This window comes from Pseudomonas koreensis, from assembly GCF_036668835.1.
In the GTDB taxonomy this organism is placed as follows: domain Bacteria; phylum Pseudomonadota; class Gammaproteobacteria; order Pseudomonadales; family Pseudomonadaceae; genus Aquipseudomonas; species Aquipseudomonas koreensis_I.
The window spans coordinates 267,781-289,717 of record NZ_JAZEVW010000001.1; the positions used below are offsets into that span (position 1 = coordinate 267,781).

The 21,937-nt window shown below is 59.8% G+C and carries 18 protein-coding genes; 4 read left to right on the forward strand and 14 right to left on the reverse strand.

Annotated elements, in window-relative coordinates:
* Positions 1-54: 54 nt before the first annotated feature.
* The 8 genes from V6F91_RS01040 to ppsA all read right to left on the reverse strand — a co-directional run bounded on the left by V6F91_RS01040 (position 55) and on the right by ppsA (position 8,287).
* Positions 55-1,089: an OmpA family protein gene (locus tag V6F91_RS01040; RefSeq protein WP_016773833.1), complete on the reverse strand. Its 1,035-nt coding sequence runs from the start codon at positions 1,087-1,089 to the stop codon at positions 55-57.
* Between the two features lie 107 nt (positions 1,090-1,196).
* Positions 1,197-1,787: an RNA polymerase sigma factor SigX gene (gene sigX / locus V6F91_RS01045; RefSeq protein ID WP_011333251.1), complete on the reverse strand. Its 591-nt coding sequence runs from the start codon at positions 1,785-1,787 to the stop codon at positions 1,197-1,199.
* Positions 1,788-1,877: 90 nt separating this feature from the next.
* Positions 1,878-2,702, reverse strand: a complete 825-nt coding sequence (locus V6F91_RS01050) for a mechanosensitive ion channel family protein (RefSeq protein WP_016773831.1) — start codon at positions 2,700-2,702, stop codon at positions 1,878-1,880.
* A gap of 2 nt (positions 2,703-2,704) precedes the next feature.
* The gene (locus V6F91_RS01055; RefSeq protein WP_090282551.1) at positions 2,705-2,953 is read right to left on the reverse strand and encodes a CrfX protein; all 249 of its coding nucleotides are present in this window, start codon (positions 2,951-2,953) and stop codon (positions 2,705-2,707) included.
* Between the two features lie 63 nt (positions 2,954-3,016).
* Complete coding sequence (locus V6F91_RS01060; RefSeq protein ID WP_332761695.1) at positions 3,017-4,012, reverse strand: zinc transporter ZntB; 996 nt, start codon at positions 4,010-4,012, stop codon at positions 3,017-3,019.
* A gap of 22 nt (positions 4,013-4,034) precedes the next feature.
* Positions 4,035-4,526 carry a ribonuclease E activity regulator RraA gene (rraA, locus tag V6F91_RS01065; protein WP_332761697.1) on the reverse strand — a complete coding sequence of 164 codons (492 nt, stop codon included), beginning with the start codon at positions 4,524-4,526 and terminating at the stop codon, positions 4,035-4,037.
* A 210-nt stretch (positions 4,527-4,736) separates the two neighbouring features.
* Positions 4,737-5,726 carry an alpha/beta fold hydrolase gene (locus V6F91_RS01070; protein ID WP_332761699.1) on the reverse strand — a complete coding sequence of 330 codons (990 nt, stop codon included), beginning with the start codon at positions 5,724-5,726 and terminating at the stop codon, positions 4,737-4,739.
* Between the two features lie 185 nt (positions 5,727-5,911).
* Positions 5,912-8,287, reverse strand: coding sequence for a phosphoenolpyruvate synthase (gene ppsA / locus V6F91_RS01075; RefSeq protein WP_332761701.1), 2,376 nt, complete (start codon positions 8,285-8,287; stop codon positions 5,912-5,914).
* Positions 8,288-8,461: 174 nt separating this feature from the next.
* On the opposite strand from ppsA, the gene ppsR reads away from it, so the two are divergent.
* Positions 8,462-9,280 (forward strand): posphoenolpyruvate synthetase regulatory kinase/phosphorylase PpsR, encoded by an 819-nt coding sequence (gene ppsR, locus V6F91_RS01080; protein ID WP_016773826.1) that lies wholly within the window; start codon positions 8,462-8,464, stop codon positions 9,278-9,280.
* A gap of 132 nt (positions 9,281-9,412) precedes the next feature.
* On the opposite strand, the gene prpD is transcribed toward ppsR, so the two are convergent.
* The 6 genes from prpD to V6F91_RS01110 all read right to left on the reverse strand — a co-directional run bounded on the left by prpD (position 9,413) and on the right by V6F91_RS01110 (position 18,074).
* Positions 9,413-10,897 (reverse strand): 2-methylcitrate dehydratase, encoded by a 1,485-nt coding sequence (prpD, locus tag V6F91_RS01085; protein WP_332761703.1) that lies wholly within the window; start codon positions 10,895-10,897, stop codon positions 9,413-9,415.
* 326 nt (positions 10,898-11,223) lie between these two features.
* Entirely contained in the window at positions 11,224-12,414 is a 1,191-nt protein-coding gene (gene prpF, locus V6F91_RS01090) for a 2-methylaconitate cis-trans isomerase PrpF (protein ID WP_332761705.1), read from the reverse strand.
* A 55-nt stretch (positions 12,415-12,469) separates the two neighbouring features.
* Positions 12,470-15,064, reverse strand: coding sequence for a Fe/S-dependent 2-methylisocitrate dehydratase AcnD (gene acnD / locus V6F91_RS01095; protein WP_332761706.1), 2,595 nt, complete (start codon positions 15,062-15,064; stop codon positions 12,470-12,472).
* A 203-nt stretch (positions 15,065-15,267) separates the two neighbouring features.
* Complete coding sequence (prpC, locus tag V6F91_RS01100) at positions 15,268-16,395, reverse strand: bifunctional 2-methylcitrate synthase/citrate synthase (RefSeq protein ID WP_332761708.1); 1,128 nt, start codon at positions 16,393-16,395, stop codon at positions 15,268-15,270.
* Between the two features lie 66 nt (positions 16,396-16,461).
* Entirely contained in the window at positions 16,462-17,355 is an 894-nt protein-coding gene (gene prpB, locus V6F91_RS01105) for a methylisocitrate lyase (RefSeq protein ID WP_203421366.1), read from the reverse strand.
* Positions 17,352-18,074, reverse strand: a complete 723-nt coding sequence (locus tag V6F91_RS01110) for a GntR family transcriptional regulator (protein WP_332762841.1) — start codon at positions 18,072-18,074, stop codon at positions 17,352-17,354. The genes prpB and V6F91_RS01110 overlap by 4 nt, the downstream gene beginning before the upstream one ends.
* Positions 18,075-18,488: 414 nt before the next feature.
* Between V6F91_RS01110 and V6F91_RS01115 the strand changes: the two genes are divergently transcribed.
* Genes V6F91_RS01115 through V6F91_RS01125 form a run of 3 tightly spaced genes read left to right on the forward strand, consistent with a single transcriptional unit; the run spans position 18,489 to position 21,552 of the window.
* Positions 18,489-19,025, forward strand: a complete 537-nt coding sequence (locus V6F91_RS01115) for an ATP-dependent zinc protease (RefSeq protein WP_332761710.1) — start codon at positions 18,489-18,491, stop codon at positions 19,023-19,025.
* 5 nt (positions 19,026-19,030) lie between these two features.
* The gene (locus tag V6F91_RS01120) at positions 19,031-20,566 is read left to right on the forward strand and encodes an inactive transglutaminase family protein (RefSeq protein ID WP_332761711.1); all 1,536 of its coding nucleotides are present in this window, start codon (positions 19,031-19,033) and stop codon (positions 20,564-20,566) included.
* Positions 20,566-21,552 (forward strand): alpha-L-glutamate ligase-like protein, encoded by a 987-nt coding sequence (locus V6F91_RS01125; protein WP_056784132.1) that lies wholly within the window; start codon positions 20,566-20,568, stop codon positions 21,550-21,552. Before V6F91_RS01120 ends, V6F91_RS01125 begins: the two co-directional genes overlap by 1 nt.
* Positions 21,553-21,937 lie beyond the last annotated feature (385 nt).

Sequence of the window (21,937 nt, forward strand, 5' to 3'; positions counted from 1 at the left end):
CGCAGACAAAGAAAAGCCCGGCCTAAGCCGGGCTTTTCTCAGAGCGGCAGCTAATTACTTAGCTTGAGCTTCAACCTGCGCTTCTACGCGACGGTTAACAGCGCGGCCAGCGTCAGTTTTGTTGTCAGCAACTGGGCGGGATTCGCCGTAGCCAACAGACTGAACGCGGGACGATTCAACACCGTACTGGTTGGTCAGAACTTGCTTAACGGCGTTTGCACGACGCTCGGACAGTTTCTGGTTGTAAGCGTCAGGACCGACGGAGTCAGTGTGACCTTCAACAGTAGTGGTGGTGGATGGGTACTGCTTCATGAAGTCAGCCAGGTTCTTGATGTCGCCGTAGCTGTTTGGCTTGACGACCGACTTGTCGAAGTCGAATTTCACGTCCAGCTCAACACGAACAACTTCAGCAACTGCTGGGCAGCCATCAGCGTCAACAGTTACGTTGGCTGGGGTGTCCGGGCACTTGTCAACGTTGTCGCAAACGCCATCGTTGTCGCTGTCGGAGCAGACTTCAGCTGGTGCTGGAACTGGAGCAGCAGCAGGCTTGGAGCCGCCACCGAAGTTCACACCGATACCGACGCTAGGAGCCCACTCGGTGTCGCCCTGGTCGATGTTGTATTGAGCTTCAACGCCAGCACGGGCGTAGAAGTTCTCGGTGAAGTACAGCTTGGCACCGCCGCCAACGTTGGCGAAGGTGGAACGGTTACGACCGTTCGAACCGTTCTGGTCGATGCTCTGGTCAGAGAAACCGGCCGAAACGTATGGACGAATCATGTCGCCTGGGTTGTTGAAGTGGTACAGAGCGTCCAGAGCGGTGTTAGCGCCTTTGACGTTCTTGCCATCGTCGGCACGTACGTTGTGCACTTCGTCGTAGCCCAGACGCAGTTCTACGTCGTCGGTCAGGAAGTAACCGATCGAACCGCCGAACAGGTTGCCGTTGTTCTTGAAGTTACGAGCGCTGTCGAATTGTTCTTTCTTGGCGAAGCCTTCGATTTCAACTGCGCCTTGGCCTTGTGCCAGAGCGCCGAACGAAGTGGCGGCAATCAGAGAACCAATGGCCAAGCCCAAGGTGTTTTTCAGTTTCATCCGTTAAATCCCCATCTGGTGATTGTGAAGCAGTCCCGCAAACCGGGGGACAACTCGGCGGCAAGTCTATCAGAACTTGCCTACACGTAAGAGATATTTGCGCTGAACTAAGTTTCAGCAATGCCTGCAAATTTCTCACGCAATTTATCTAGAGCGCGTTTGTAACGCATTTTTGTCGCACTCAAACCCATGTGCATGATGTCTGCGATCTCCTGAAACTCCAGCTCTGCGACAAATCGTAGCACCAGAATTTCGCGGTCAATCGGATTCACATACACCAGCCAGCGATCAAGCCCACCCTTCTCCTCCGGTTTCGGCGCCTTTTCTTCAGACGCTTCTTCAAGAGGGTCGAGGCTGAGAGCGTCCATCAAGCGACGCTTACGCCGTTCCTTCCGATACTGCGTGATGCATTCGTTGTAAGTGATGCTGTAAAGCCAGGTTTTGAACTTCGATTTCCCCTCGAAGTTCTTCAGGCCATACAGCACCTTCAGCATCACTTCCTGACAGACATCGTCTGCGTCGCGATCGTTCCCAAGATATCTCGCACAGACATTAAATAATGTTCGCTGGTAACGCCGCATCAATTCTTCGTAAGCGCGCGTTACGTGAAAAAGCTCGGTGTGCGAGCGCGCAACCAACTCCTCGTCAGAGAGCTCGCGGGGGTCGTAGCGCGTGGATAGCGTTTGGGCTTTATTCAAAACAAGTCGTGCCGACAGTCAGGTCAATGTCCACCGCAGCCAGCCTTGGCTGGCAATTTGCGGCGGCATACATTAGCAGGGTTTGCCGGTTTAGCGGCTACTCACATGCTGTTCCAGCAGGATCCGATTGGAGAGAGAGACTAGCTCACCCTCATCGGTCAGCAATGTGGTTTTAACCGTGCCGATCTCTTCGATCTGGCCTTCGACCTCGCCAACACGCACTTGTTGCCCAACCTCGTACAACTCACGCACATAGATTCCCGCAAGAATCTGACCGGCAATTTCCCGGCTTCCCAACCCCATGGCCAGCGCAACTGCCAGACCAACGGTAATCAATACGATCACAATCACATGGTTCAGCAGGTCGGTCTTGACCTCGAGCTGACTGATCGCCACCGAGATACTGATGATGATCACCAGCCCCTGCGCGATTCGCCCCAGCCCCGAAGCGTAGTCCAGGCCTACGCCTTCCGCCGCCCCGCGCACCAGGCCGTTGGCCAGTTGCGCGAGCAAGACACCGACCAGCAACACCAGCGCAGCGCCGAAGACTTTTGGTAAATACAGCGCCAGCATGTCCAGCGTAGCTGAAACTCGCTCAAGGCCAAGGGATTCTGCTGCAGAAACCAGAAAAATCAGCAGAACGAACCAGTAAACGATTTTACCGATCAGGGTCGAGATCGGCACTTGCAGCCCGGCACGCGACATCAGCTTGGTCAGACCGGTGCCGCCCATCAGGCGATCAAGGCCCAATTTTGCCAGCAACTTGGAGAGCAAGGTGTCGAGCAACTTGGCCACGACGAAACCCAACAGCAGCACAACCAGTGCGCCGAACAGGTTCGGAATGAAATTAGCGACTTTGGTCCACAACGCGGTCATTGCAGTGACGAGGCTCTGAGTCCAGAGATCAAGTTCCATATTCAATCAGCCTTATCAGCAGTGCGAACAGCAGGTTTACGAAGACGGGAAACCGGCGAAACATGCGCCGAGCCATTGTTCAGGGCGATCATCAGCGCGGGCAGCCAGCGGCCCAGCAGACTGAACAAATCACCGGCGCCGACCTGGCGGTTAGCGGTTTTGAGTACGCGGCCCAGGCAGGCATCGTCGTCGCGGCTGGACGGCGAGGCGTTGAGCATGTCGCGCAAAGACTGTTCAAACGGATCGTGCATACGCACCTCTCGTGATGTCTGTGAAAGACGCGGGCAGATTTGGTCGGGTCACATGCGGCCTCTTCATACCCAGCGCAAACGACGGAACAACCACCACTGGCCCAGGGCCATGGCGAGCACCGTCAAGCAGGCGATCAGGAAACCATAAGGGCTTTCGGCGAACGGAATGCCGCCGACATTGATACCCAGCAGACCGGTGAAAAAACTCATCGGCAAAAAGATGCAGGTGATGATCCCGAAGCGATACATCGTGCGGTTCATACGCACGCTCAACCGCCGGTCTTCGGCCTCCAGCACAAGCCCCACGCGCTCCCGGGTCAATTCCAGCTCTTCCAGATAGCGAGTCAGGCTGTTGTTCAGTTCGTTCCAGTAATCAGCATCGTCATCGACAAACCATGGCAGTTTTATCCGCGTCAGCTGGCCGAAAATGTCCCGCTGTGGCGCGAGAAAACGTTTGAGCCCGGCCGCTCGACGCCGGATGTGCAAAACCGAGCCATGCTCGGGGGTATACCGTTCGTCGGCATCCATTTTTTCTTCTTCCTCATCGGCGATTTCCGAGAGGCAAGTGACCAGATCCTGCACTTTGTTGGTGAGGAACTGCGCCAGATAAAGGATCAGTTCTGATGACGTCTTCGGGCCTTTGCCGTCAGCCAATTGCGCAAGCAATTCATCGGTGGCGCGCAATGGCCGCAAACGCAGGGAGATCACCCGTTGTGCTGAAGCGAAAATCCGCACCGATACCATGTCTTCCGGCTCGGCGCCCGGATTGAGGTTGACTCCGCGCAAAAACAGCAGCAATTCGGACTCGGGCAGCGGCAACAGGCGTGGTCGAGTGTTCTCTTCCAGCAGCAGGTCGCAGGTGAACTCGTTGAGTCCGCTGGATTTGCGCAGCCAGGTCTGGGTCTGCGGATGACTGCGATCCCAATGCAGCCACAGGCTTTCGTGCGCCTGCAGCTGCAGATCGTCAAGTTCCGTCCGGGCTATCGAACGCGCACCGCCCTTACCGTCCAGCACCAGGGCATGCACCAGCCCCCACTGCGCGTTTTCTTCCTCGAACATCCGCATCCCTTTGTCGAACAGCTTATTCAGGCATCTGCAGCGGACTCGGCGAAACGATCACGCCGTTGTTGTCCGCATAGATATAGTGGCCCGGATGGAAGGTCACGCCGGCGAAGGTCACCGCGACATTGAGGTCGCCGATGCCACGTTTCTCAGTCTTCATCGGGTGGCTGGCCAGCGCCTGCACACCGAGATCGGTTTGAGCCAAGACATCGACGTCACGGATGCAACCGTAGATCACCATGCCTTCCCAACCGTTTTTTGCAGCCTTCTCGGCAATCATGTCGCCCAACAGCGCACGGCGCAGCGAGCCACCGCCGTCGACCACCAGCACTTTGCCGGTGCCGTCGAGTTCGGCCTGTTCCTTGACCAGCGAGTTGTCTTCGAAGCATTTGATGGTCACAATTTCGCCGCCGAAGGAATCCCGGCCGCCGAAATTGCTGAACATCGGTTCCAGCACCTGCACCAGCTCCGGATAGGCGTCGCACAGGTCAGGCGTAAGGTAATGGTTCATCGAAAAACTCCTGTAAAAAGCAAGACGATCAAGGATGCCGCATTCTGATGAGACGAGTTCGGCCAGTCGCTGTTTACCTTAGCCCACGCCATGGTCGCTGAGCGAACCTGAACACAGCCTGAAACGTAATCGCTAAACAGCCGCAAAATATGACCAGAACCGCACAATGCGTCATATCTTAGCCGTAAGCCCGGCCGAACGAAACGTCCCTTACACCGCAGCGGCCAGATCCGCCGCTTGCGCCAGCAATGGCGTCTGCTGATCGTTCAGCCAGCGCGCCACCAGTGGCCACACTTCTGCCTGTGCCGCTTTGCTCACCAGCATTTCGACATGGCCGAAATTGTTGCTGAAACCCTGCTCGCGTCCCAGATTGACGAACTGCTTGTGCTCGGAACCGATCTGCTCGAACAACTTGCGGCAGGCCCACGCCGGATCCTGATGATCGCCCGCCGCCGTCACCGCCAGTACTGGCACCCGAACATCGGCGAGCCCGGCCCACCAATCCTTGTCCTTGTCGCCAAAGCGGCCGAACAAGCCGTACCAGCGCATGCTTTCGATGGCGAGACCGATCGGTTCGTCTTCCGGGCCGCGTCGCAGGCGTGAACCGGACAACTGAGCGAAACGCTTGAGAATAAAGCGACTGCCCCACTCCAGCGGCGGGATCTTCAGCGGCCAGTACGTGCGGCTGACCTGCGTGCCGAAAAACGCCGCCGACGCCACCGCCGGTTCGCCGAGATATTCGCCGCCCAGCGCCGCCGCCAGGGTAATGCCGCCCAGCGAATGGCCAATCCAGTGCGGAATCTGCCCACTTTGCTCACGGACGAACGCGGCAATCGCCGGCAGATCGTAACGCGCATAGTCGGCGACCCGGTTGCGCCGATAGTCTTCGTTACGCTGCGACAGACCGTGGCCGCGCATCTCCGCAATCCACACGTCGAAACCCAGGCGCGTCAAATACGCGCCCAAGCCCAGGCCTTTGGGTGAGAACCAGAAGCGCCGATTGGAAAAACTGCCGTGCAGCAGAATCACCGGCACACCACGCGGCGCCGAGTCGTCGGCCATGCCCAGGCGGGTGACGGCGATTTCCACAGACCAATCGGGGCTGTTGCCGGGTTTGAGTCGATACACATCTTCGCTCAGATCGCCGCGCCGCTCGGCGCTGATCAGGGCGACAGGAAACAGATTGCTGCTGCTTTGCATAATGCTCTTGCACAAAAAAGGGCGGCATCTACAAGAGCCCGCCCTACTTCAATCAAAAGGCCCGACCCTGTGTGGGAGCGAGCCTGCTCGCGAAAGCGGTGAATCAGTCAACATCCATGATGAATGTTGGTCCGTCTTCGCGAGCAGGCTCACTCCTACAGGGGAAGCGGGCCGTTACATATCTATCAAGCCTGGGCCTGACCTTCGGCGAGGAAGAACCAGGTTTCCAGCACGCTGTCCGGGTTCAGCGACACGCTTTCGATGCCCTGCTCCATCAGCCACTTGGCCAGGTCCGGATGGTCCGAAGGGCCCTGACCGCAGATACCGATGTACTTGCCGGCCTTGTTGCAGGCCTGAATCGCGTTGGCCAGCAGCTTCTTGACCGCCGGATTACGCTCGTCGAACAGGTGCGCGATGATACCGGAATCGCGGTCCAGACCCAGGGTCAACTGAGTCAGGTCGTTGGAACCGATCGAAAAGCCGTCGAAGAACTCAAGGAATTCGTCAGCCAGAATCGCGTTCGATGGCAATTCGCACATCATGATCACGCGCAGACCGTTGTCGCCACGGGCCAGGCCGTTTTCGGCAAGCAGGTCCACTACCTGGCTGGCTTCGCCAAGGGTACGGACGAACGGCACCATGATTTCGACGTTGGTCAGGCCCATCTCGTTGCGCACACGCTTCAGCGCGCGGCATTCGAGTTCGAAGCAGTCGCGGAACGATTCGCTGATGTAACGCGAAGCGCCACGGAAGCCCAGCATCGGGTTTTCTTCTTCCGGCTCGTAGAGCTTGCCGCCGATCAGGTTGGCGTATTCGTTGGACTTGAAGTCCGACAGACGCACGATGACTTTTTTCGGTGCGAACGCGGCCGCTAGGGTGCTGATGCCTTCGACCAGTTTCTCGACATAGAAACCGACCGGATCGTCGTAACCGGCGATGCGCTTGTCGACGCTTTCCTTGATCTCCTGCGGCAGACCGTCGTAGTTCAACAGCGCTTTGGGGTGGACGCCGATCATGCGGTTGATGATGAATTCCAGACGGGCCAGGCCCACACCGGCGTTCGGCAGTTGCGCGAAGTCGAAGGCGCGGTCCGGGTTGCCGACGTTCATCATGATCTTGAACGGCAGCTCCGGCATGGCGTCGACGGAGTTCTTCTTGATGTCGAAGCCCAGTTCGCCTTCGAAGATGTAACCGGTGTCGCCTTCGGCGCAGGACACGGTCACGCCCTGGCCATCCTTCAGCAGCTGGGTGGCGTTGCCGCAACCGACGACCGCTGGAATGCCCAGTTCGCGAGCGATGATCGCCGCGTGGCAGGTACGCCCGCCACGGTTGGTGACGATGGCGCTGGCGCGCTTCATCACCGGTTCCCAATCCGGGTCGGTCATGTCGGACACCAGCACGTCGCCCGGCTGGACCTTGTCCATCTCGGAAACGTCTTTGATGATCCGCACTTTGCCGGCGCCGATGCGCTGGCCGATGGCGCGACCTTCCACCAGCACGGTGCCGGTTTCTTTCAGCAGGTAACGTTCCATGACGTTGGCCTGGGTGCGGCTTTTCACGGTTTCCGGACGCGCCTGCACGATGTACAGCTTGCCGTCGTCACCGTCCTTGGCCCACTCGATGTCCATCGGGCAGCCGTAGTGCTTCTCGATGATCATCGCCTGCTTGGCCAGTTCGCTGACTTCAGCGTCGGTCAGGCAGAAACGCGCGCGCTCAGCCTTGTCGACATCGACGGTCTTGACCGAACGACCGGCCTTGGCCTCGTCGCCGTAGATCATCTTGATCGCTTTGCTGCCGAGGTTGCGCCGCAGGATCGCCGGACGACCGGCCTCCAGGGTGCCTTTGTGTACGTAGAATTCGTCCGGGTTGACCGCGCCTTGTACGACGGTTTCGCCCAGGCCGTAGGCGCCGGTGATGAACACCACGTCACGGAAGCCCGATTCGGTATCGAGGGTGAACATCACACCGGCGGTGCCGGTTTCCGAACGCACCATGCGCTGCACGCCGGCCGACAGGGCGACCAGTTTGTGGTCGAAGCCCTGGTGCACGCGGTAGGAAATCGCACGGTCGTTGAACAGCGAAGCGAACACCTCTTTGGCGGCGCGGATGACGTTTTCCACGCCACGGATGTTCAGGAAGGTTTCCTGCTGACCGGCAAAGGACGCGTCCGGCAGGTCTTCGGCGGTGGCGGAAGAACGCACAGCCACGGCTACATCAGGATTGCCGGCCGACAGCGCGGCGAATGCGGTGCGGATCTCGGCGTTGAGTTTTTCGGGGAATTCGGCGTCCATGATCCATTGGCGGATCTGCGCGCCGGTCTTGGCCAGGGCATTGACGTCGTCGACGTCGAGCGCGTCGAGGGCCTGGTGGATCTGCTCGTTCAGGCCGCTCAGTTCGAGGAAGTCACGATAGGCCTGAGCCGTCGTGGCGAAGCCGCCGGGGACCGAAACACCGGCGCCTGCCAGGTTACTGATCATCTCGCCCAGGGATGCGTTCTTGCCCCCCACATGCTCAACATCGTGTTTGCCGAGCTTATCGAGGGAAACTACGTACTCTACCAAGGTGATCTCTCCACTAACTGTGTTGGAAAAGCTCAGAAGCCGGCGGCCCGGGGGAGCCTTGGCCGGCTGTATGGCCTGGACCTGGAAAATAAGTGAGAATGCGGGCCAATCGCGGCCGACAAATCGCGCCTATCATATCCAAGAGCGTCAATTAACTTAAGGCCCAAGGTGCAAATGAAACGATCTGCTTTCTTCATCTCCGATGGCACCGGCATCACTGCCGAAACCCTGGGTCAAAGTCTTCTGGCGCAGTTCGAAAACATTACCTTCAGCAAGTTCACGCGGCCGTACATCGACAGCGTTGAAAAAGCGCGGGCCATGGTACAACAAATCAACAAAGCCGCTGAAACCGACGGCTTTCGGCCGATCATCTTCGACACCATCGTCAATCAGGACATTCGTGAGATTCTCGCAACGTCCAATGGTTTCATGATCGACATTTTCTCGACCTTCCTCGCCCCGCTCGAACAGGAACTGACCGAGCACTCGTCGTACACCGTCGGCAAGTCGCATTCAATCGGGCACAACTCCAATTACATGGAGCGCATCGAGGCGGTGAACTTTGCCCTCGATAACGATGACGGCGCGCGCACCCACTATTACGACAAAGCCGATCTGATACTAGTCGGCGTGTCGCGATGCGGCAAAACGCCGACGTGTCTGTATATGGCGATGCAGTTCGGCATCCGCGCGGCCAACTATCCGTTGACCGAAGACGATATGGAACGCCTGACCCTGCCGACCGCCCTGCGCGCCCATCAGCACAAGCTGTTCGGCCTGACGATCGACCCGGACCGCCTCACCGCCATCCGCAACGAGCGCAAGCCCAACAGCCGCTATTCGAGCTACGCCCAGTGCGAGTTCGAAGTGCGCGAAGTGGAAAACCTGTTCCGCCGCGAAAACATCCCGCACATCAATTCCACGCATTTTTCCGTGGAGGAAATTTCCGCGAAGATTCTGGTGGAGAAAGGGGTTGAGCGGCGCTTCAAGTAGGTTTTGCGGTGCCTGACCTGACGCCTTCGCGGGCAAGCCCGCTCCCACAGGGATTTGTGGCGAACACGAATTCGTGAACGCTTAATAACCTGTGGGAGCGGGCTTGCCCGCGATGAACGATAACGCGGTCTGTCAGATCACGAACAGGTCGATGAATCGATTCACCGGGGTGCTTTCCAGCTGCGCCTGATCCTTGCACAAGGCAACAATCTCAGCGCAACGCTGCCCGACAAAACGCGTCGCCAGGTTGGCCCTGAACTTGTCCTCCAGCAACGGAATCCCCTCAGCCCGGCGGCGCCGATGGCCGAGCGGGTATTCCACCAGCACGTTGTCGGTGCTGCTGCCGTCCTTGAAAAACACCTGCACGGCATTGGCAATCGAGCGCTTGTCGGGCTCAAGGTATTCGCGACTGAAACGCGGCTCTTCAACGATGACCATTTTCTCGCGCAGCACGTCGATGACCGGATGCGCTCGATGAAAATCGTCTTCGTATTGCTCGGCAACCAGATTGCCGAACGCCAGCGGCACCGCCGTCATGTACTGCAGGCAGTGATCGCGGTCGGCGGCATTGGCCAGCGGGCCGACCTTGGAGATGATACGAATCGCCGATTCATGGGTTGTGATGACGATCCGGTCTATTTCATGCAGACGATTGCGCACCTGCGGGTGCAGGATCACCGCCGCTTCGCAGGCGGTCTGCGCGTGAAATTCGGCAGGAAAACTGATCTTGAACAGCACGTTTTCCATCACGTAGCTGCCGAACGGTCGGGAGAAACTAAAGACGCGTTTGTCCGCAGGTTTCAGCGCCAGATCGTTGTTGGTGTGGCTGAACGACACGTCATAAAAGCCCCACTGTTTTGCGCTCAAGACACCGGGGATGCCCATCTCGCCGCGCATGGCGATGTCAGCCAGACGCACACCACGACTCGCCGCATCGCCCGCCGCCCAGGATTTGCGCGAGCCGGCGTTGGGCGCATGGCGATACGTGCGCAGCGCCTGACCGTCGGCAAAGGCATGCGACAGCGCCGACAGCGATTGCTCGCGATGGGCGCCCATGAGTCGGGCGCTGACAGCGGTCGAGGCGACTTTCACCAGCATCACGTGATCGAGGCCGACGCGATTGAAAGAGTTTTCCAGAGCGATCACGCCTTGAATTTCATGGGCCATGATCATCGCTTCGAGCACGTCGCGAATGGTCAGCGGTGCGTCTCCGTTGGCGATGCGTTTCTGCGACAAGTGATCGGCGACCGCGAGAATGGCGCCGAGATTGTCCGACGGATGGCCCCACTCGGCGGCGAGCCAGGTGTCGTTGTAATCCAGCCAGCGGACGATGCAACCGATGTCCCACGCCGCTTTGACCGGATCGAGCCGATAGCTGGTGCCGGGGACCCGGGCACCAAAAGGCACAATCGTACCCTCGACGAGCGGGCCGAGGTGTTTGGTGCATTCGGGAAACCGCAGCGCCAGCAGGCCGCAGCCCAGCGTATCCATCAGGCAGTTGCGGGCGGTGTCGAGGGCTTCGGCGGAGGGAGTTTTGAAGGTGAGGACGTAATCGGCGATGGCCTGCAGGACATCGTCGTAGTCGGGGCGGTTGTTCAGATCGACGTTGGCGCTCATGGCGGTTTTCCTGTTCTGAATGTGAGTGGTGGGTCTTCCTCAAAAAGGCTTGGCGGTTATGGTCGAGTGATGTCTGGTTATTGTGTGTTGTGTCAGAGGGTAGCCCCTCACCCTAGCCCTCTCCCGGGGGAGAGGGGACCGATCGGGGGATGCTGTTGAGGTTCACCGACCTGAAAGCACGTCGCTGAATCCAGAATCACAGGAATCGAACGCTTCGCTGAATCCATAATCGACTCGATCTCTCAGGTCGATGTTTGACGCAAAACACCTCGGTCGGCCCCCTCTCCCTCTGGGAGAGGGTTGGGGTGAGGGTGAAAAGTACCGGGTCAGAAAGAATCTCCGGGCACGCGCACGTAGCCTTCCATGAGAACCCGCGCACTACGACTCATGATGGCTTTCTTCACCACCCACTCGCCGTTTTCCAGACTGGCTTCAGCGCCCACGCGCAACGTTCCGGACGGGTGGCCAAAGCGCACGGCGTTGCGCTCGACTCCGCCCGCAGCAAGATTGACCAGCGTGCCGGGAATCGCCGCCGCCGTGCCAATCGCCACTGCGGCCGTGCCCATCATCGCGTGGTGCAATTTGCCCATCGACAGCGCGCGCACCAGCAGATCGACGTCGCCTGCGTTAACAGCCTTGCCGCTGGACGCCAGGTAATCCGCAGGCTTGGCGACAAACGCCACTTTCGGAGTGTGCTGACGCTTCGCCGCTTCCTCAATGTTCGCAATCAGGCCCATGCGCAGTGCGCCATACGCCCGAATCGTCTCGAACATCAGCAGCGCTTTCGGATCGCTGTTGATCGCGCCTTGCAGTTCAGTGCCGGTGTAGCCGATGTCTTCCGCGTTGACGAAAATGGTCGGGATGCCGGCATCGATCAGCGTCGCCTTGAACGTACCAACGCCTGGCACTTCCAGATCGTCGACCAGATTGCCGGTGGGGAACATCGAGCCGCCGCCGCCCTCTTCTTCCGCCGCCGGGTCCATGAACTCCACCTGCACTTCGGCCGCAGGAAAGGTCACGCCATCGAGTTCGAAATCACCGGTTTCCTGCACTTCGCCATTGGTGATCGGCACGTGGGCAATAATCGTTTTGCCGATGTTGGCCTGCCACACGCGCACCACCGCAACACCGTTTTGCGGGATGCGGCTGGCGTCGACCAGGCCGTTGCTGATGGCAAACGAACCGACCGCCGCTGACAGGTTGCCGCAGTTGCCGCTCCAGTCCACGAATGGCTTGTCGATCGAGACCTGACCGAACAGGTAGTCGACATCGTGATCGGCGCGGGTGCTTTTTGACAGGATCACGGTTTTGCTGGTGCTTGAAGTAGCGCCGCCCATGCCGTCGATCTGCTTGTCGTATGGATCGGGGCTGCCGATCACCCGCAGCAATAAAGCATCGCGGGCCGGGCCTGGAACCTGCGCGGCTTCGGGCAGATCCGTGAGGCTGAAGAACACGCCTTTGCTGGTGCCGCCGCGCATGTAGGTGGCTGGGATCTTGATCTGTGGTGCGTGAGCCATGATTGCTCCTTCAAAGCGGCCAAAGGACTCATCATCCTTTGGCCATTGAGCCTGTTTAAACGGCAACCGCCGACTCTTCGAGGAAGTCCTGAGCGAAACGCTGCAACACGCCGCCGGCCTCGTAGATCGACACTTCTTCAGCGGTATCCAGACGGCAGGTCACTGGCACTTCCACCCGCTCGCCGTTTTTGCGATGGATCACCAGCGTCAGATCCGCGCGCGGTTTACGCTCGCCGATCACGTCGTAGGTTTCGCTGCCATCGATCGCCAGCGTATGACGATTGGTGCCCGGTTTGAATTCCAGCGGCAGCACGCCCATGCCCACCAGATTGGTGCGGTGAATGCGCTCGAAGCCTTCGGCGGCAATCGCCTCGACACCGGCCAGCCGCACGCCTTTCGCCGCCCAGTCACGGGACGAGCCCTGACCGTAATCGGCGCCGGCAATGATGATCAGCGGCTGCTTGCGCTGCATGTAGGTTTCGATGGCTTCCCACATGCGCATCACTTTGCCTTCCGGCTCGACGCGCGCCAGCGAACCCTGCTTGACCTTGCCGTTTTCCACAACCATCTCGTTGAACAGTTTCGGGTTGGCAAACGTTGCGCGCTGCGCGGTCAGGTGGTCGCCACGGTGGGTGGCGTAAGAGTTGAAGTCCTCTTCCGGCAGGCCCATTTTCGCCAGGTATTCGCCGGCGGCGCTGTCGAGCATGATCGCGTTGGACGGCGACAGGTGATCGGTGGTGATGTTGTCCGGCAGCACCGCCAGCGGGCGCATGCCTTTGAGTGGACGGGCGCCGGCCAGTGCGCCTTCCCAGTACGGCGGACGGCGGATATAGGTGCTCATCTCGCGCCATTCGTACAGCGGCGCGACTTTCGGGCCGGTGTCTTCGTGAACGGCGAACATCGGGATGTAGACCTGACGGAACTGCTCCGGTTTGACCGAGGACTTGACCACCGCATCGATTTCTTCGTCGCTCGGCCAGATGTCTTTCAAGCGGATTTCCTGGCCATCGACCATGCCCAGCACATCCTTTTCGATATCGAAACGGATGGTCCCGGCGATGGCGTAAGCGACCACCAGCGGCGGCGAAGCGAGGAATGCCTGCTTGGCGTACGGGTGGATGCGACCGTCGAAGTTGCGGTTGCCCGAGAGCACAGCGGTGGCGTACAGATCACGGTCGATGATTTCTTGCTGGATCACCGGATCGAGCGCGCCGGACATGCCGTTGCAGGTGGTGCAGGCGAAGGCCACCACACCAAAACCGAGCTGCTCCAGTTCAGTGGTCAGCCCCGCTTCGTCGAGGTACAGCGCCACGGTTTTCGAACCCGGCGCCAACGACGATTTCACCCACGGTTTGCGAGTCAGGCCGAGCCGATTGGCATTGCGCGCGAGCAGGCCCGCAGCAATCACGTTGCGCGGGTTGCTGGTGTTGGTGCAACTGGTGATGGCGGCGATGATCACCGCGCCGTCGGGCATTTGCCCCGGCACGTCATCCCACTGCCCGGAAATGCCCTTGGCGGCCAGGTCCGACACCGCAACGCGGGCGTGCGGGTTGCTCGGCCCGGCCATGTTGCGCACCACCGACGACAGGTCAAAGGTCAAACCGCGCTCGTACTGCGCGCCTTTAAGGCTTTCCGCCCATAGGCCAGTCAGCTTGGCGTATTGCTCGACCAGTTGTACCTGCTGGTCTTCACGGCCAGTGAGTTTCAGGTAATCGATGGTCTGCTGGTCGATGTAGAACATCGCTGCGGTGGCGCCATATTCCGGGGCCATGTTGGAGATGGTCGCGCGGTCGCCGAGGGTCAGCGCTGCGGCGCCTTCGCCGAAGAATTCCAGCCACGCGCCGACGACTTTCTGTTTGCGCAGGTATTCGGTCAACGCCAGGACCATGTCGGTGGCGGTGATGCCCGGCTGCAGCTTGCCGGTCAGTTCGACGCCGACGCTTTCCGGCAGACGCATCCACGACGCACGACCGAGCATCACGCTTTCGGCTTCGAGACCGCCGACGCCGATGGCGATCACGCCCAGCGCATCGACGTGCGGGGTGTGGCTGTCGGTGCCGACGCAGGTGTCGGGGAACGCCACGCCGTCACGCACCTGAATCACCGGAGACATTTTCTCCAGGTTGATCTGGTGCATGATGCCGTTGCCCGGCGGGATCACATCAACGTTCTTGAAAGCCTTTTTGGTCCAGTTGATGAAGTGAAAACGGTCCTCGTTGCGCCGATCTTCGATGGCGCGGTTCTTCTCGAACGCCTGCGCATCGAAACCACCCGCCTCGACGGCCAGCGAGTGGTCGACGATCAGTTGCGTCGGCACCACCGGGTTGACCTGCGCCGGATCGCCGCCCTGCAAGGCGATGGCGTCGCGCAGACCGGCAAGATCGACCAGTGCGGTCTGGCCGAGAATGTCGTGGCAGACCACCCGCGCCGGAAACCACGGAAAATCGAGGTCGCGCTTGCGTTCGATCAGTTGCTTGAGCGAGTCGGTCAATGTGGCTGGGTCGCAGCGCCGCACGAGGTTTTCCGCGAGCACGCGTGAGGTGTACGGCAGCGTGTCGTAGCTGCCGGGCTGGATCGCCTCGACTGCCGCACGAGCGTCGAAATAATCCAGAGGACTGCCGGGCAGGGTTTTACGAAATGGTGTGTTCATCGGGTCAGGACTCGGGTCACGGTAGTTTCAAAGGGTGGGCCTGGCACCGACTTCGAAATTCACACCGACCACTGTGGGAGCGAGCTTGCTCGCGAAGACGGATTGACATTCAACATCAATGTCGACTGATCTACCGCATTCGCGAGCAAGCTCGCTCCCACAGGATCTGGGTGATTTCAATGCCGATGGTTGGCACTCACCATTCAGCGACGTTCGATTGGCACGAACTTGCGCTGTTCGACGCCGGTGTACTCGGCGCTTGGGCGGATGATGCGGTTGTTGGCGCGCTGTTCGAATACGTGCGCGGCCCAGCCGGTCAGGCGCGAGCAGACGAAAATCGGCGTGAACAGCTTGGTCGGGATGCCCATGAAGTGGTACGCCGAGGCATGGTAGAAATCGGCATTCGGGAACAGCTTTTTCTGCTCCCACATGGTCTTGTCGATGGCTTCGGAAACCGGGAACAGCACCTTGTCGCCGACTTCGTCAGCCAGTTTTTTCGACCAGCCCTTGATCACCTCGTTGCGTGGATCGCTGTCCTTATAGATCGCGTGGCCGAAGCCCATGATCTTGTCCTTGCGCTCGAGCATGCCGAGGGTGCCTTTGATTGCCTCTTCCGGCGATGAGAAGCGCTCGATCATTTCCATCGCCGCTTCGTTGGCGCCGCCGTGCAACGGGCCGCGCAGCGAACCGATCGCCGCGGTGACGCAGGAATACAGATCGGACAGGGTCGAAGCGCACACGCGGGCGGTGAAGGTCGAGGCGTTGAATTCGTGCTCGGCGTAGAGGATCAGCGACACGTTCATGACTTTGACGTGCAGTTCGCTCGGTTTTTTGCCGTGCAGCAAATGCAGGAAGTGGCCGCCAATGGTCGACTCTTCGCTCACGCAGTCGATGCGTTTGCCGTCGTGACTGAAGCGATACCAGTAGCACATGATCGCCGGAAACGCGGCGAGCAGGCGGTCAGTCTTGTCGCGCTGCTCGGAGAAGTCTTTCTCCGGCTCGATGTTGCCGAGGAACGAGCAACCGGTGCGCATCACGTCCATCGGATGGGCATCGGCCGGGATGCGTTCGAGCACTTCCTTCAAGGCTTGCGGCAGGTCGCGCAACTTGCTGAGCTTTTGCTGGTAATCGGCGAGTTGCGCCTGGGTCGGCAGTTCGCCGTACAGCAGCAGGTAGGCGACTTCTTCGAATTGCGCGTCGGCGGCCAGTTCACGCACGTCGTAGCCGCGATAGGTCAGCCCGGCACCGGCCTGGCCCACGGTGGACAGCGCGGTTTGCCCGGCCACTTGGCCACGGAGCCCGGCGCCACTGAGTACTTTTGCTTCGGCCATTGTTGTCTCCAGTTTTCTTGAATTTGTAGGGGAAACAGGTGGGAGCAGGCCCCCACAGGGTTTTGATCAGCCTTTCTTCTGTGCAAACAGTGCATCGAGCTTCTGCTCGAAGGTGTGGTAGTCGATGCGATCGTAAAGCTCCATGCGAGTCTGCATGGTGTCGATGACATTCTGTTGCGTGCCGTCGCGGCGGATCGCGGTGTAGACGTTTTCCGCAGCCTTGTTCATCGCGCGGAACGCCGACAGTGGATAGAGCACCAGCGACACGTCGGCGCCGGCCAGTTGCTCGGTGGTGTACAGCGGCGTCGCGCCAAATTCGGTGATGTTGGCCAGGATGGGCGCTTTCACGCGGCTGGCGAACAGCTTGTACATGTCCAGCTCAGTGATGGCTTCGGGGAAAATCATGTCGGCACCGGCCTCGATGCACGCGGCGGCGCGATCAAGTGCCGATTCCAGCCCTTCCACCGCCAGCGCATCGGTGCGCGCCATGATCACGAAGCTGTCGTCGGTGCGCGCATCGACCGCCGCTTTGATGCGGTCGACCATTTCCTGCTGGCTGACAATCTCTTTGTTCGGCCGATGACCGCAGCGCTTGGCTCCGACCTGATCCTCGATATGAATCGCCGCCGCGCCGAACTTGCTCATCGATTTGACGGTACGCGCGACATTGAACGCCGAGGAACCGAAACCGGTATCCACGTCGACCAGCAACGGCAGGTCGCAGACGTCGGTGATGCGCCGCACATCGGTGAGCACGTCATCAAGACCGGTGATGCCCAGGTCCGGCACGCCGAGCGAACCTGCGGCCACCCCGCCACCGGACAGGTAGATGGCCTTGAAACCGGCGCGCTTGGCCAGCAGCGCGTGGTTGGCGTTGATCGCGCCGACCACCTGCAAAGGGTGCTCGCTGGCGACCGCATCGCGGAAACGCTGGCCGGGAGTGTTCGGGTTGGAACTCATGACTCACCTCGTTCAGTGGCTGTCTGGTTAGGGGCGCCGTCCTGGTAATGACGGGCAATGTTGCGTTTCGAGGCGCCGATGTGACGGCGCATCAACAATTCGGCGAGCTCACCGTCACGGTCGGCGATGGCATCGAGAATCCGGTGGTGTTCGGCAAAGGCCTGGCGCGGGCGGTTCGGCGTGGTGGAAAACTGGATGCGGTACATGCGCACCAGTTGGTACAGCTCGCCGCAGAGCATTTGCGTGAGTGTGCGGTTGCCGCTGCCCTGGATGATTCGATAATGGAAGTCAAAGTCGCCTTCCTGCTGGTAATAGCCGACACCGGCCTGAAACGCCGCGTCGCGCTCGTGGGTTTCCAGCACTCGGCGCAGTTCGTCGATTTCTTCGACGCTCATGCGCTCGGCGGCCAGCCGGCAGGCCATGCCTTCAAGGGATTCGCGGATCTCATAGAGTTCGAGCAGTTCGGCGTGGCTGAGCGACACCACCCGTGCACCGACATGCGGCACGCGCACCAGCAGGCGCTGGCCTTCCAGACGATGGATCGCCTCACGCAACGGCCCGCGACTGATGCCGTAGGTACGCGCCAGCTCCGGTTCGGAGATCTTGCTGCCCGGCGCGATCTCGCCTTTGACGATGGCCGCCTGAATACGCCGGAAGACGTTTTCCGAAAGCGTTTCCGAATCGTCGCCGCTGATGACCGGGGGATCGAGTTGATCCAGCATGATTGTCGACACCTTTAAATCCAATGCGGCAAAAACTAGCCAATAAGACCCCGTCAGTCAAAGGATAAATACGTATTGTCGACAATCGTCTAATAACCACAACCGACTGGGCACTCAGGCAATGTGGGAGCGAGCTTGCTCGCGAAAGCGGAATGTCAGTCAACGTTGCTTAGAATGGCACGCCGCCTTCGAGAGCAAGCTCGCTCCCACAGGGGCTCCCACAAGGATAATCGCTCAACGCCCACGGAGCGGCGCAAGCGCTGGCGCCATAAAACCACCGTGCTAGAATGCCGCCCGCATTTGCTGGCCATTTGTACGGCTTGTCATAAAAAGCTGCCAGGCACACGAAAGGTCTTGAGCAACCATTGCCAAAGGCCTGAACCGACCACGGAACGCTGCGCACCAGGATTTATGAGACTCAAGCCTTATCCCGCCTTTTTTGCCCTTTTCTGCCTGCCCGGCCTCGCCGCCGCGGGGGGAAAAACCGTGTACGGCCTCAACGAATACGCTTCGCTTGACGGCATCAATCTGGAAGTCGCGGCCAAACTCGACACCGGGGCGAAAACCGCCTCGCTGAGTGCCCGTGACATCAAACGCTTCAAACGCAACGGTGAGTCCTGGGTACGTTTCTACCTGGCGATCGATGCCGCGCATTCGCACCCGATCGAACGGCCGCTGGCGCGGGTCAGCAAGATCAAGCGCCGCGCCGGCGACTACGACCCGGAAGAAGGCAAGAAGTACACCGCCCGTCCGGTGATCGAGCTGGATATCTGCATGGGTTCGGCGCTGCGCAGCATCGAAGTGAACCTGACCGACCGAAGTGCGTTCCAATATCCGCTTTTGATCGGCTCCGAGGCGCTGAAACGCTTCGACGCGCTGGTCGACCCCAGTCTTAAATACGCTGCCGGCAAACCCGCCTGCACCATCGCCGCTCATACCGCCGAGTAATTTCCATGCGTTCTCTAACCTTCCACCTGAAAATCCTGATCGCCATTCTGGTGCTGCTGGGCGTTTCGGTTACGGCCTATCAGATTTTCGTGCTCGGCATCCCGGTGACCGAAGACGCCACCGACGACTTGTGGAACATCGACGCCAAGGTCGAGTTCGTCGCCAGCACCAAGGACCCGGTCAAGATCCAGATGTTCGTGCCGCCGTTGAGCCGCGATTACGTCAGCCTCAACGAGAGTTTCATCTCCAATAACTACGGCGTGGCGGTGAACCGCGTCGACGGCAATCGCAAGGTGACCTGGTCGGCCCGCCGCGCCAAGGGCAACCAGACCCTGTATTACCGTCTGGTCCTGACCAAGCGCTACACCGCGGAAAAATCCAAGGTCAAAGGCCCGACCTTCCGCGACAGCATGGTCATCGAAGGCCCGGAAAAAATCGCTGCCGAAGCCCTGCTTGCGCCTATCCGCCAACACTCGGCCGACGTCGAAACGTTCATTGGCGAGGCGATCAAACGCGTCAACAATCTCAATGACGACAACGTGAAGCTGCTGCTGGCCGGCGACCCGTCGACCGCGCACAAAGCCAAAATCGTCGAGCTGCTGCTGTCCATCGCCCACGTGCCGGTGGAAAAAGTCCACACCATCCGCCTCGTCGCCGACCAGCCGCAAATGCCTGAATTGTGGCTGCGCAGCTTCAACGGCAACGACTGGCTGTACTTCAACCCGGAAACCGGCGAGCAAGGCCTGCCGACCGACCGCCTGCTGTGGTGGACCGGCGATGAAAACCTGATCACCGTCGACGGCGGCAAGAAAGCCAATGTGACCTTCAGCCTGAACAACAGCGAGATGAACGCGATTCGTCTGGCCAAGCTGACCGACGAAAACACCGACGCCAACTTCCTCGAATACTCGCTGTACGGCTTGCCGCTGCAGACCCAGCAGACGTTCATGATCATGGTGATGATCCCGATCGGCGTGCTGGTGATCCTGATCCTGCGCAACCTGATCGGCCTGCAGACCCTCGGCACGTTTACGCCGGTACTGATCGCCCTCGCCTTCCGCGAAACGCAACTGGGCTTCGGTATCCTGCTGTTCACGGTGATTACCGCGCTAGGGCTGTCGCTGCGTTCGTATCTGGAACACCTGAAGCTGCAAATGCTGCCGCGCCTGTCGGTGGTGCTGACGTTTGTCGTGGTGTTGATCGCGGCGATCAGTCTGTTCAGCCATAAACTGGGTCTGGAACGCGGTCTGTCGGTGGCGCTGTTCCCGATGGTGATTCTGACCATGACCATCGAACGCCTGTCGATCACCTGGGAAGAACGCGGTGCCAACCATGCGCTGAAAGTGGCGATCGGCACGCTGTTCGCAGCCTCCCTGGCGCACCTGATCATGACCGTGCCGGAGCTGGTGTACTTCGTGTTCACGTTCCCGGCGATCCTGCTGATTCTGGTCGGCTTCATGCTGGCGATGGGTCGCTATCGCGGCTACCGCCTGACCGAGCTGGTGCGTTTCAAGGCTTTCCTGAAGAAGGCTGACGCCTGATGTTCGGTTTCTGGAAGACCTGGAAGGCCCTGGAGGCGCGCGGCATCATGGGCATCAATCGGCGTAATGCCGATTACGTGCTCAAATACAACAAGCGCAGCCTCTACCCGATCGTCGACGACAAGATCCTCACCAAGGAGCGCGCCATCGCCGCCGGCATCCATGTGCCGGAACTGTACGGGGTGATCTCCACCGAGAAGGAAATCGACAAGCTCGACGAGATCATCGGCGGGCGCAGCGACTTCGTGATCAAACCGGCCCAGGGCGCGGGTGGCGACGGCATCATCGTCATCGCCGACCGCTTCGAGGGTCGTTATCGCACGGTGTCGGGCAAAATCCTCGCCCACGAAGAGCTCGAGCACCACATCTCGAGCATCCTCACCGGTCTGTATTCGCTGGGCGGCCACCGTGACCGCGCGCTGATCGAATACCGCGTCACGCCGGACCAGATCTTCAAAAGCATCAGCTATGAAGGCGTGCCTGACATTCGCATCATCGTGCTGATGGGCTACCCGGTGATGGCCATGCTGCGCCTGCCGACCCGCCAGTCCGGCGGCAAGGCCAACCTGCACCAGGGCGCGATCGGCGTCGGGGTCGATCTGGCGACCGGCCTGACCCTGCGCGGCACCTGGCTGAACAACATCATCACCAAACACCCCGACACCACCAACGCGGTGGACGGCGTGCAACTGCCCTACTGGGACGGTTTCATGAAACTCGCCGCCGGCTGCTACGAGTTGTGCGGGCTGGGTTATATCGGCGTGGACATGGTGCTTGATCAGGAGAAAGGCCCGCTGATTCTCGAGCTGAATGCGCGGCCGGGGCTGAACATCCAGATCGCCAATGATTGCGGGCTGACCTTGCGTACCCATGCCGTGGAAGCGCGGCTGGAAGAGCTGAAGGCGCGCGGCGTGACGGAGTCGGTTGAAGAACGGGTGGCGTTTACCCAGGAGATGTTCGGGCATATTCCGGCGGTCGAGGGCTGACAAGCCTAAAAGCCAGGAGCAAAAGCCCCTCACCCTAGCCCTCTCCCGGAGGGAGAGGGGACTGACCTTGGTGGATGGGAGCGATAAGCTGGCCTGAAATATCCAGTCGAACTCAGGCTTTGAAAAACATGAAGATCGGCTCCCTTTCCCCTCGCCCCCTCCCGGAGGGAGAGGGGACTGACCGTGGTGGATGCGAGCGATAAGCTGACCTGAAATATCCAGTCGAACTCAGGCTTTGAAAAACATGGAGATCGGCTCCCTTTCCCCTCGCCCCCTCCCGGAGGGAGAGGGGACTGACCGTGGTGGATGCGAGCGATAAGCTGACCTGAAATATCCAGTCGAACTCAGGCTTTGAAAAATATGAAGATCGGCGCCCTTTCCCCCT